Source organism: Desulfocurvibacter africanus subsp. africanus DSM 2603 (genome assembly GCF_000422545.1).
Taxonomy (GTDB): domain Bacteria; phylum Desulfobacterota; class Desulfovibrionia; order Desulfovibrionales; family Desulfovibrionaceae; genus Desulfocurvibacter; species Desulfocurvibacter africanus.
This window is the reverse complement of sequence record NZ_AULZ01000001.1, coordinates 92,194-104,003: the sequence shown is the minus strand read 5'-3', so window position 1 is coordinate 104,003 and position 11,810 is coordinate 92,194. Positions and strand designations below refer to the sequence as shown.

Genomic DNA, 11,810 nt, shown 5'->3' with positions numbered 1-11,810 from the left:
CGTGGCGCGCAGTGACGAACCGCTGGCCCGCGCCGACGGCGTGCTCAAGCGCTTCGGGCCAAGCCGGCCGGCCCTGGATCATGTCTCGGCCGAGGTGCCGCCCGGCATGATCGTGGGCCTGGTCGGGCCGGACGGCGCGGGCAAGACCACGCTGCTGCGGCTCATGGCCGGCCTGCTGCGGCCCGACAAGGGCAGCGTCATGGCCCTGGGCTTCGACACCAGCCGTGAGCCCGAAGCCGTGCACGCGCGCATCGGCTACATGCCCCAGAAGTTCGGCCTGTACGAGGACCTGTCGGTCATGGAGAACCTGCGTTTGTACGCCGACCTGCGTGGGCTGCCCAAAACCGAGCGCGCCGGGACCTTCGAGCGGCTTTTGTCCTTTACGGACCTGGCCCGCTTCACCTCGCGCCTGGCCGGGCGGCTGTCGGGCGGCATGAAGCAGAAGCTCGGCCTGGCCTGCGCCATGATCCGCAAGCCCGCCCTGCTGCTCCTGGACGAGCCCAGCGTGGGTGTGGACCCCATCTCGCGCCGCGAGCTGTGGCGCATGGTCCAGGATCTCAAGGCCGACGGCATCGGCGTGGTCTGGTCCACGTCATACCTGGACGAAGCCGAGGCCTGCGACCTCGTGTTGCTGCTCAACGAAGGCAAGCTGCTCTTCTCCGGCGAGCCGCATGAGCTAACGGGCCGGGTGGCCGGCCGGGTCTTCCAGGTGCGCGGCATCGAGGGCCGGCGCAGGCAGGTGCTGCGGGCGGCCCTGGAGCAGCAGGGCGTCATCGACGGCGTGATCCAGGGCGAGAGCGTGCGCGTCGTGCTTGCCGAAGGCGCGCGGCGGCCCGATCCGCAAGGGTTCGGCGCGGGCGGGTCCAGCCGGCTGGATGAGGTGCGCCCACGTTTCGAGGACGCCTTCCTGGACATCCTGGGCGGCGTGCCCGGCGGGGTTTCCTCCCTGGCCGAGAGCATGTCCCTGGTGCAGGGCGACGGCCGGGCCGTCATCGAGGCCAAGGGCCTGACAAAGATGTTCGGGGATTTCGCGGCTGCCAAGGATGTGAGCTTCGCCATCCGGCGCGGAGAAATTTTCGGCCTGCTGGGTCCCAACGGCGCGGGCAAGTCCACGACCTTCAAGATGATGTGCGGTCTGCTCAAGCCAACGCGCGGCCAGGCCCTGGTGGACGGCCTGGACCTGCAGGCCGCGCCCGGCGAGGCCCGCGCGCGCATCGGCTACATGGCCCAGAAGTTTTCCCTTTACGGCAACCTGAGCGTGCGCCAGAACCTGGACTTTTTCTCAGGGGTCTATGGCCTGGCGGGCGGCCGCCAGCGCGAGGTCGTGGAGCGCATGATCGGCATCTTCGGCCTGAAGCCTCACCTGGCGACATCGGCCGACGAGCTGCCCCTGGGTTTCAAGCAGCGCCTGGCTCTGTCATGCGCCGTGATGCACGAGCCCGTGGTGCTCTTCCTGGATGAGCCTACCTCGGGCGTCGACCCGCTCACGCGCCGCGAGTTCTGGACGCACATCAACGGCATCGTGGAGAAGGGCGTCACGGTCATGGTCACCACGCACTTCATGGACGAGGCCGAGTACTGCGACCGCATCGGACTGGTCTATCGCGGGCAGGTCATCGCTACGGGCTCGCCCGACGAGCTCAAGACCTCGGTGCGTTCCGAGGAACTGCCCGACCCGGCCATGGAGGACGCCTTCATCGCCCTGGTGCAGTCGCACGACATGCGGGAGGAGGCGGCCTGATGGGTTCGCGAATGAGTACGGCACAGCCGGGCGCTCTGCGCAGGCTGCGTGCGCTCATGATCAAGGAGTCCCTGCAGATCGTGCGCGATCCGAGCAGCATCCTCATCGCCTTCGTGCTGCCGCCCATCCTGCTCTTCCTCAACGGCTTCGCCCTGTCCCTGGATGTGGAGCAGCTGCGCGTGGGGCTGGTGCTGGAGGACGATTCGCCCGAGGCGCGCGACTTCGCCGACGCCTTCCGCGCCTCGCGCTTCTTCGAGGTGCACATGGCCAAGGACCGCCGCGAGTTGGAGGACGATCTCCTGCGCGGCAGCCTGCGCGGCTTGATCATAGTGCCGGAGACCTTTGCCCAGGATCTGGCCCAGGCCACCCAGGCCGCCCCTGTGCAGGTCATCACCGACGGCAGCGAGCCCAACACTGCCAACTTCGTGCAGAACTACGTGCAGGGGCTGTGGGCCAATTGGCTGACCCAGTGGGCCAGGGATCAGGGTCAGCCGTTGTCCGAGCCGACGCGGCTCGTGCCGCGTATGTGGTACAACGAGGAGCTGATCAGCCGCTATTTCCTGGTGCCCGGCACCATCGGCACGGTGCTCACGCTCATAGGCACGCTGCTCACGGCCCTGGTGGTGGCCCGCGAGTGGGAGCGCGGCACCATGGAGGCCATGATGGCCACGCCCGTGGGCCGCCTGGAGCTGCTGCTGGGCAAGCTGCTGCCCTATTACCTGCTGGGGCTGGGCTCGCTGACCTTCTGCTGGGTCATCACCGTGACCCTGTTCGGTGTGCCGTTTCGCGGCTCGCTCGCGGCCCTGTATCTGGTCTCCTCGGTCTTCCTCGTCTCGGCCCTGGCCCTGGGGTTGTTCATCTCTACCGTGTCGCGCAACCAGTTCGTGGCCTCGCAGGCCGCGCTGCTGGCCGGCTACCTGCCCGCCTTCCTGCTCTCGGGCTTCGTGTTCGAGATCGCCAGCATGCCCACGCCCATCCGCATCCTGACTTACGCGGTATCGGCGAGCTATTTCGTGCCCTGCCTGCAGACGCTCTTCCTGGTGGGCGACGTGTGGGAGGTTCTGTTGCCGAACATGGCCGGCATGGCCATCATCGCGGCCGTACTGCTGTTCATAACCCTGCGCAAGACCGTGAAGAGGCTCGACTGACCATGCTGGCGTCCCTGCATCGCGTGCGCGCGCTCATCATCAAGGAGATCCTGGCCCTGGTGCGCGACAAGCGCAGCCGCATCGTGCTCATCGCCCCGCCGACCATCCAACTGCTGGTCTTCTCCTTCGCGGCCTCGCTGGAGGTGCGCAACGTGAGCCTGGCCGTGCTCAACCAGGACACGGGAGCCTGGTCCACGGAGCTGGTGCAGCGCTTCGCCGGCTCCAGAACCTTCGACGACCTGCGCTTTCTGCGCGGCCAGCAGGAGATCGTCGAGGTCATGGACAGCCGCGAGGTTCTGGTCGTGTTGCATATCCCCCAGGATTTCTCGCGCGACATCGCCGCGGGCCGCACCGGAGAGGTGCAGGTCATCCTGGACGGCCGCCGCTCCAACTCGGCTCAGATCGTCCAGGGCTACATCGCGCGCATCCTGGACAGCTTCAATCGCGACGTGGCCGTGCGCTACGGCCTGCCCGAACCGCCGTCCACCCTGGTCGTGCGCAACTGGTTCAACCCCAATCTGAACAACACCTGGTTCACGGTGCCCAACCTGGTGGGCATCCTGAGCACGGTCATCGGCCTGGTGGTCACCTCGCTGTCCGTGGCCCGCGAGCGTGAGCTGGGCACTTTCGACCAGTTGCTGGTAACTCCGCTTTCCACCCGCGAGATTCTGGCCGGCAAGACCATCCCGGCGCTCATCCTGGCCCTACTCGAAGGCACGCTCATCGTCACCGTGGCCGTGGTGGGCTTCCGCATTCCCCTGCACGGGTCGCTGTTGGCCCTGTACATGAGCATGGCCGTGTTCCTGTCCTCCATCGTCGGCGTTGGGCTGTTCATCTCATCCGTGGCCAAGACGCAGCAGCAGGCCATTCTCGGCGCGTTCACTTTCCTGGTGCCGGCCGTGGCCCTGTCGGGCTTCGCCACGCCCGTGGAGAACATGCCCGAGTGGTTGCAATACCTGTCCCTGGGCAACCCGCTGCGCTACTTCCTGGTTGTCGTGAAGGGCGTGTTCCTCAAGGCCATGCCCGTGCATATGGTTTGGGAGCAGACCTGGCCCATGGCGGTGATCGCCGTGGCCAACATGGCCGGAGCGGCGTGGTTTTTCCGGAGAAGGCTGGAGTAGGGCAGGCAGGTAAAAAGCAAGGGAGGGCATCGCCCTCCCTTATTCGTTGTGATCCTTACGGCACCATCGGCGCTAGATTCAGCCCCATGTTCTCGGGCAGGCCGAGCATGAGATTGGCGTTGGCCAGGGCTTGGCCGGACGCGCCGCGGCAGAGGTTGTCGATGGCCGAGAGGATGATCAGCCGTCCGGTGCGCGGGTCGGTCACCAGGCCGATGTCGCAGAACATGGTTCCGCGCACGAAACGGGTCTCGGGCAATGCGCCGGCCGGCAGCAGGCGCACCCAGGCTTCGCCCGCGTAGTGCTTCTCATAGGCCGCGCGTACGGCGGCCGGGTCCACGCCCTTCTTGAGCCGCGTGTAGATCGTGGACAGGATGCCCCGGTTGATGGGCAGCAGGTGCGTGTTGAAGGACAGCAGGATGTCCTGGCCTGCGATGCGCGAGACTTCCTGCTCGATCTCGGGCGTGTGGCGGTGCTTGCCCAGGTTGTAAGCCCTGAAGGTGTCGGACACCTCGCAGAACAGCGAGCCCAGGCTGGCTTTGCGGCCCGCGCCCGTAGCTCCGGACTTGGCGTCGATGACGATGTCGTCCGTCTCGACCAGACCTTCGGCCAGGGCCGGGTACAGGGCCAGGATGGACGAGGTTGGGTAACAGCCTGGGTTGGCAACCAGCCGCGCCTTGCGCACGTCCTCGCGGTACAGCTCCACGAGGCCGTAGACCGCCTGGGGCAGGATGTCCGTGCGCGAGTGCTCGTGCTTGTACCAGGTCTGGTACACGGCCGGATCGCGCAGGCGGAAATCGGCGGACAGGTCCACCACGCGCGCGCCGGCGTCCAGGAGCTGACCGGCCATGTCCATGGCGGTCGCGTGCGGCACGGCCAGGAAGACGATGTCGCAGTTCTCGCGCAGGTCCGCGATGTCGGGCTGGGTAATGGTCAAACCAGCGAGCTTTGTGCCCTGCAGGAAGGGATAGATGGCGGACAGGGGCTTGCCAGCCTCGGAACGGGAGGTGGCCCGCACCAGTTCGATGCCCTCGTGCCCGGCCAGGAGCCGGGTCAATTCCATGCCCGTGTAGCCGGTCACGCCCACGAGGCCGGCCCGTTTCGTCGCGTTCATGTCTCGCTCCGCTGGTGAAATTGAAAAGGAAAACGCCGCCCGCTTGCGGGCGGCGCATGGCGTCCGTTAAAGCTCGCCCGATACGGCGCTGCGCCGACTACTTGCGCTTGGCGCAGTACTTCACGCGCAGCTCGTAGAGGATGTCGGCCAAAAGCCGTTCTTCCTCGGGCTCCAGGCACTTGGATGTCTTATCTTTCAGCATGGCCAATATGTCGATGGTATGCTTGGCCATGTCCAGATTCTCGACCGTGCGGCCCGATTCCGGGTCCGGCACCTCGCCCAACTGCACGAGCCCCGACGAGCACAGGGAGAGAATGAACGTGGAGAAGGTCACTTGCGGCATGTGCACGTGAGAGCCCTGCTTGCCGCACGTGCAACTGGAGGTGGTTTCGCTGGCCATGGAAACTCCTTGGCGTGTTCCGGTGCCGGCCGAGCCGGCGGTTGTCGGCGGTGCTGTCCGCCGTTTGCGTCACGACAACCGCGCGTCTTCCATTATGGAAGCGGCGGCTCTTCCGTAAGGCCCTTGGTGTAGGCGGCCAGGGCCTGCTCCAGATAATCGGGCGCGGCCATGCGCACACCCTGGGCCTGCAACGCGCTGGCCAAGGCGAAGAGCCCGGCGGCCAGATCTCCGAAGTCCACGTAGCCCATGTGGCCCACGCGGACCATGTAGTTCTTCATGTGCCCCTGCCCGCCGGCCATGATCACGTTGTGCTCCTTGGCCGCGGCGGCCAGCACCTTGGAGCTGTCCACGCCCTTGGGCATGGCCAGGGCGGTCAGGCCCCAGGTGTAGTGCTCGGCCGCGTAGAGCGGCAGGCCCATGGCTGCGATGCCGACCCGCGCCATGCGGGTCAGCGCCCACTGCTTGCGATATAGGGCCGCCAATCCAGGCGTCAAGAGCAGCTCCAGGGCCACATCCAGTCCGACCATGAGGCCGACGGCCGATGTGAAGCGCGTCTGCTGCTTGTCGCAGGCCGCGCGCTCCTCCTTGAGATCGAAATAATAACAACCCGGCGTGACGTTTTCGGCCTTGCGCCAGGCTTTTTCGGACAGGGCGGCGAAGGCCAGGCCAGGCGGGAGCATGAGTCCCTTTTGCGAGCCTGTCACCAGGCAGTCCATGCCCCATTCGTCCAGCGGGCAGGGCGACACGCCCACGGCCGAGATGCCGTCGGCCAGCAGCAGGGTGTCCGTGTCGCGCGTGAGCTTGGCCAGTTCGCGCAGCGGGTGCAGCACGCCCGTGGAGGTCTCGGAGACCTGCACGAGCAAGCCCGCGTAGCCGCCCTTAGCCTTGCCTGCGGCCAACTCTTCGGCCACGCGCGCCGGGTCCACGGCAGTGCCCCACTCGAAGGACATGCGCGTGACCTGCAGGCCGCGATGCTCGGCTATCTCCACCCAGCGCTCGCCGAACTTGCCGGCCTCGGCCACGATGACCCGCTCGCCGGGCGAAAAGAGGTTAGACACGGCCGCGGCCATGGCCCCGGAACCCGAGCAGGACAGGGACAGCACCGGCTGCTGCGTGCCGAACAGCACGCGCAGGCCCTCCTGCACGCGGGCCATGATTTCTTTGAAGGCCGGCTTGCGGTGGTGGATCATGTCACGGGCCATGGCCAGGCGGACTTCCTCGGGCATGGGCGTGGGGCCGGGCGTGAGCAGTCGCAATCTATTCAGCATGGGATTCATGGTTTCCTCGATTGTTCGTCAAAAAATGAAAATATCACTCGTTCTTGCCACGGGCAAGATGGGTAATGATCGGGACGGCGCGTTGTCGGAAGTCTGAGCGAGCACGATCACCTCCATGCCGTCGATGGTCCACTTCGGGCTGCACACAGAAAATGCAAACTCAAGTTTCCATGTTGTTAATGAAAGTTATCACATTCACATAAAGCCATGTCCAAGCAGTTTATGGGCTTGCATGTTGGTTAAACAGGATTTTCATCCGTTTGCCACCAAATCTAGCTTCGTTCGCCTGCATACGTGGGTTGACGAAGGGCCAACATATTAAACGATTAGTCAGCGCCGGGCCGCGTCCACTATGGTTATTGTAAGCTTGGCATGATGTCTGCTTACCAATAAAAATCAAACATATGCATTTTGTTGAATATAATCTGGGAGGTAAAGAGGATGAAAATCTCTAGACGTAAGGCTTTGGGAATCGTTGGATGCACTGTTGTAGGTGGCACCATGGCCGCAACGATGGGCACCAGCTTGGCATTCACGCAGAAGGACAAGGAGTTTTCCTGGACGCCGCATAAGCTGGACCCGGCTGAAAGCGCTCTGGTTGGCTACAATGGTTATTACTACAAAGGCCTCGGATGCTGCTACGGCGCTTTCTATGGCATTGTAGGAATCATGGGCGAGCGTTATGGAGCGCCCTATAGCCAGTTCCCCTTCAGCATGATGGAAGTGGGCAAGAGCGGCATCTCCGAGTGGGGCACCATCTGCGGCGCGCTGCTCGGCGCGGCCAGCGCCTTCGCCCTGTTCTGGGGCCGCGAGGAACGTGATCCGATGGTCACGGAGCTCTTCCGCTGGTACCAGCAGGCCGCCTTCCCCATTTTCGAGCCGAGCGAAGCCACGAACCCCAAGGGCGTGAAGGGCCCGATCCCCACCTCGGTCAGCGGCTCCCCGCTGTGCCACATTTCCGTTAGCAAGTGGTGCTACGAGACCAAGATCGAGGCAGGCAGCAAGGAGCGCGGCGAGCGTTGCGCCCGCCTCACCGCCGACGTGACCGCGAAGGCCATCGAGATCATGAACGCCAAGATCGACGGCAAGTTCGCTGCCCTCTACGGCTCGACCGACGCTGAGAAGTCCTGCGTGGAATGCCACGGCAAGGGCAAGGAAGCGGCTTACAACAAGACCAAGATGGACTGCACGCCCTGTCACTCCGGCAGCGAGCACTCCACGAACAAGTTCAAGGACCATCCCTAGTTCCCAGATAAGCCTCTGCCCAGCCTCACCCTTGGCCCGGAAGCGCACATGCGTTTCCGGGCCTTTGCTTTTTGCCGCTTGGTAAGTGTATAATGCCAGCAGGCATAGCAGGAGGTCAGCCATGCGCGGGAACATTGCCGATTTCCGGCAAGCGGACTCCGTTTACCCCTTCGATATCACCTCGTCTCAGGCCCCGGCCTTTATCAAGGCTCCCAGGCGGGAGATGGCGGCTGCATGCCTTGAGCGGATCGAGCGGCTTACAGTCAGTCGGAGAGCGTTGCCCGGCATGGCGATGCGCCGGCCTGTAACCCCAATCGAGCATGGAGTTTGATCATGCGCGTCTGGCGTTTGTTCAGGATGGTCGAGGCAGACTCGGCACTGACCGGCCTGGGTGAGGAGATCGTGGGCGGCCGCTGGAACTCCCCTGGCAGACCGGTTGTTTACGCTGCGGGCAATCTCTCGCTGGCTGTGCTGGAGATCATGGCCAATGTCGATTACGTCACGCTGCAAAGAGACGGCTATTGCTACTGCTCGCTGGATTTCCCCGAGGAGATCGTCGGCCGAGTCTCAATCGAGGAATTGCCAGAGGACTGGCGCACGCCCCAGCATCCATGCCTGAAGGACGTCGGCGACCGCTGGCTGGCGGAAGGCAGGACAGCGGTGCTGGAGGTGCCGAGCGCTGTCGTGCCGATCGAAATGAACTATCTGCTGAACCCGGAGCATGAAGCGTATGCCATAGTCGCAGCAGGAGAGGCTGTGCGGTTCGAATTTGATGGAAGGCTGGTCCAGTGTAAGTAGATTTGGGCTGCGTTGCGTTTCTAGAGTGGGCGAAGGGTCGGAAAGGCATGTGGCTGTAAGGCTAAGTAGTCAATTGGGTTTGTCTTATGATTTTTGCTGGGAGAGGGAGGGCCGTGCTTGTCCCCGAGGTCTTCGGTCGAGGATCAAGCACAGCGTCGGCATAACGACAATCCAGGTATTTGCTCTGAAAGAGCGTGGCGAGCAGACTATATTAATGCGCCTCCGCCCAATTCCTCCCCACTCCCATATCCACCACCAACGGCACACTCAATTCCACGATCCCGGCCATGATCTCTTTCATCCTAGCTCCGGCCTCCTGCGCCGTCGCTTCCGGAGTTTCCAGCAGCAGTTCGTCATGCACCTGCAATATCAGCCGTCCGCCCAGCTCTCGTATCCTCTCGTCCGCATGCGCGCGGATCATGGCTAGCTTAATAATATCCGCCGCGCTGCCCTGGATGCGCGTGTTGATGGCCTGTCGCACGGCCTGGGCTTTCAGGTTGTCGTTGCGTGAGTGGATGTCGGGCAGCAGCCGCCTGCGGCCGAGCATGGTCACCACGGAGCCGTTTTGTTCGGCTTCCTTCACGATGGAGTCGTAGAACTCCTTGAGTTTACTCAGACCCACGAAATAGCGTTCGATGAACTCCTTGGCCTGGGCCAGGGCGATGCCCAGCTCGGCCGCAAGCTTTTGCGGACCCATTCCGTAGAGCAGGCCGAAGTTGATGGTTTTGGCCGAGCGGCGTTCGTCGGGCGCGACCTGTCCCGCGTCCTTGTCGAAGATGAGCCCGGCCGTTCGCGCGTGGATGTCCTGGCCGTGGCGGAAGGCTTCCAGCAGCGTGGGGTCCTGGGACATGTGCGCCAGTACGCGCAGCTCGATCTGCGAGTAGTCGGCCGCCGCCAGCAGGCAGCCAGGCCCGGCCGTGAAGCAGGCGCGCATGCGCGTGCCCTGCGGCCCGCGTATGGGGATGTTCTGCAGGTTGGGCGCGCTGGAGGACAAACGGCCCGTGGCCGTGGCCAATTGATTGAAGGTCGTGTGGATGCGTCCCTGCTCGTCGGCCAGTTTGGGCAGCGGCTCCAGATAGGTGGAGCGCAGCTTCTCCAGCATGCGGAATTCCAGGATGTCCGCCACCACCGGATGCTCGTTGCGCAGCTTTTCCAGCACCGGGTTGGCCGTGGACTGCGCGCCGCCGGGCGTCTTGCCCTTGGCCTTCAGGCCCAGGCGGTCGAACAGGAGCTGGGCGAGCTGCTGGTTCGAGCGGATGTTGAAAGGCATCTCGGCCACTGCGTGGATGCGCGTGGTCAGCTCGCCGATCTGCGCGTTGACCTCGGACAGGAATGATTCGAAGGCGGCCTTGTCGATGGCGATGCCGGCCTGCTCCATGGCCACCAGCACCGGGACGAGCGGCATCTCCAGGTCGCGCAGGAGCTCGGTCAGGTTCGCGGCGGCCAGCCGCTTGGCCAGCACGTCGTGCAGGGCCTTGGCGGCCAGTCCGTTAGCCTGCGGGTGCACGGCCTCGGCGTCGGGGTCCAGGGCCAGGCTGTCGCGCAACCGCTGCCAGTCGTAGCTGCGCTCCTCGGGATTCAGCAGGTAGGCTGCCAGCCCCAGGTCGAACCATCGGTCCAGGGGCAGGCAGAACCAGTCCTCCGAGGCATGCAGCAGATCCTTCAGGGACGGCGTGGCCACGGATGCGGCCTCGCGCAGGGCCTCGCACAGGTCGCGGACGTTGCCGGTCCAGCGCAGCTCCTCGTGACCGATGCCCAGCAGGATCGCGCCGTCGATCATCACCAAGCCTACGTCGCGGCCCTGGCGTCCAGGCAGCAGGAAGGCCTGATCCGCCTCGCGCACGGGCAGGGGCGGCGCGGCAGGGGTTTCGGCTTCGGCTGGGGCGATGGCGGCATTCGCGCTGGGGCTGAACAGGGAGAGCTGCGCGTTGATGGGTTCGGTGGGCGCGGCTGGCGCGGCCACGGCCGGTTCGGCGCGCGTGGGTTGGGGCAGTTCGCGCGGCAGGGAGCGGAACTCGTACTCGGCCAGGAAGTCCTGGACCTGCTTCCAGTCCGGCTCGCGCCAGGTCAGCTCATTGAGGCCGAGAGTGGCGCAGAAGTCCGTGCGCAGGCGGGTCAGCTGGCGGTAGGTGTAGGCGTCCTTGATGTGCTCGCGCAGCTTGGCCTGCAAGGTTTTGGGCAGTTCGTCCAGGTGGGCCTCGATCTCCTCCAGCGTGCGGTGTTCGGCCATGATCTTGGTCGCGGTCTTGGGGCCGATGCCCGGCACGCCGGGGATGTTGTCGCTGGAATCGCCGATCAGGGCCTGGTAGTCGGGCCAATGGCCGGGCTCCATGCCCTGTTCCTGGCGGAAGGACTCCAGAGTGGCGAGCTTTTCGCTCTTGAGCGCCGGGTCCCAGATGAACACGCGCTCGTCCAGGCACTGATTGAGGTCCTTATCCGCGCCCATGATGACCACGGGCCGCTCGGCCTTGAGCCTGGTCACAAGGCTGGCGATGCAGTCGTCGGCCTCGCCGCCCTCGGACACGATGAGCGGGATGCCCAGCAGCTCCACGCCCCGGCGCAGGGGCGCGTTCTGCTTCAGGAGATCCTCGGGCGTGGCCGAACGCTGGGCCTTGTAGGGCTTGAACAAATCGTGGCGGAAGTTCTTGCCCGGCCCGTCCAGCACGAAAGCCAGGTGTTTCGGCCGCTCCTCGCGCAACAGCTTGATGAGCAGGCGCAGCACCACGAACAGCGCATTGGTCGGAAAGCCGTCCGAGCGGCTCATGTCCCGGAAGGCGTAGAAACCGCGATAGAAAAAGGCGCTGCCGTCGATGAGATATACAGGCTCCTGGTCGAGCTTGAGGCGTTCCTTGAGGCTCATGGGCGTCGTGATCCTTATTGTCTTAGGGCTATGGACGAAAAAAAGCCTATCTATCGACGAGCTGCGCGGGCGATGAGCCGCGCGGACTCAGGTAGCGTATGCCCCTGAC

9 protein-coding genes are annotated in these 11,810 nt (G+C 64.6%); 5 read left to right on the top strand and 4 right to left on the bottom strand.

Translation table 11 applies throughout. The annotated features are described in order from the left end of the window. Position 1: 1 nt before the first annotated feature. From H585_RS0100445 to H585_RS0100435, 3 genes are read left to right on the top strand one after another with little or no spacing between them, the layout of a single operon-like run. Positions 2–1,741 (top strand): ATP-binding cassette domain-containing protein, encoded by a 1,740-nt coding sequence (locus H585_RS0100445; RefSeq protein ID WP_027366309.1) that lies wholly within the window; start codon positions 2–4, stop codon positions 1,739–1,741. Next, positions 1,741–2,889 (top strand): ABC transporter permease, encoded by a 1,149-nt coding sequence (locus H585_RS0100440; RefSeq protein ID WP_027366308.1) that lies wholly within the window; start codon positions 1,741–1,743, stop codon positions 2,887–2,889. Before H585_RS0100445 ends, H585_RS0100440 begins: the two co-directional genes overlap by 1 nt. A 2-nt stretch (positions 2,890–2,891) precedes the next feature. Then, complete coding sequence (locus H585_RS0100435; protein WP_027366307.1) at positions 2,892–4,010, top strand: ABC transporter permease; 1,119 nt, start codon at positions 2,892–2,894, stop codon at positions 4,008–4,010. A 55-nt stretch (positions 4,011–4,065) separates the two neighbouring features. Here the strand turns inward: H585_RS0100435 and argC are convergent, their stop codons facing one another. From argC to H585_RS0100420, 3 genes are all read right to left on the bottom strand, one after another. Further along, entirely contained in the window at positions 4,066–5,121 is a 1,056-nt protein-coding gene (gene argC, locus H585_RS0100430; RefSeq protein WP_027366306.1) for an N-acetyl-gamma-glutamyl-phosphate reductase, read from the bottom strand. Between the two features lie 97 nt (positions 5,122–5,218). Then, a complete protein-coding gene (locus H585_RS0100425; RefSeq protein ID WP_014258596.1) occupies positions 5,219–5,521 on the bottom strand; it encodes a DUF1844 domain-containing protein in 303 nt (100 codons plus the stop codon). Positions 5,522–5,613: 92 nt separating this feature from the next. Beyond that, a complete protein-coding gene (locus H585_RS0100420; RefSeq protein ID WP_027366305.1) occupies positions 5,614–6,789 on the bottom strand; it encodes a pyridoxal-phosphate-dependent aminotransferase family protein in 1,176 nt (391 codons plus the stop codon). Positions 6,790–7,239: 450 nt separating this feature from the next. On the opposite strand from H585_RS0100420, the gene H585_RS0100415 reads away from it, so the two are divergent. Together H585_RS0100415 and H585_RS0100405 are read left to right on the top strand one after the other, a co-directional pair. Beyond that, positions 7,240–8,043, top strand: a complete 804-nt coding sequence (locus tag H585_RS0100415; protein WP_027366304.1) for a split-Soret cytochrome c — start codon at positions 7,240–7,242, stop codon at positions 8,041–8,043. A 333-nt stretch (positions 8,044–8,376) separates the two neighbouring features. Beyond that, positions 8,377–8,841 carry an RES family NAD+ phosphorylase gene (locus tag H585_RS0100405; RefSeq protein ID WP_027366302.1) on the top strand — a complete coding sequence of 155 codons (465 nt, stop codon included), beginning with the start codon at positions 8,377–8,379 and terminating at the stop codon, positions 8,839–8,841. Positions 8,842–9,052: 211 nt separating this feature from the next. Here the strand turns inward: H585_RS0100405 and polA are convergent, their stop codons facing one another. Next, positions 9,053–11,701, bottom strand: a complete 2,649-nt coding sequence (gene polA, locus H585_RS0100400) for a DNA polymerase I (protein WP_027366301.1) — start codon at positions 11,699–11,701, stop codon at positions 9,053–9,055. Positions 11,702–11,810: the final 109 nt, after the last annotated feature.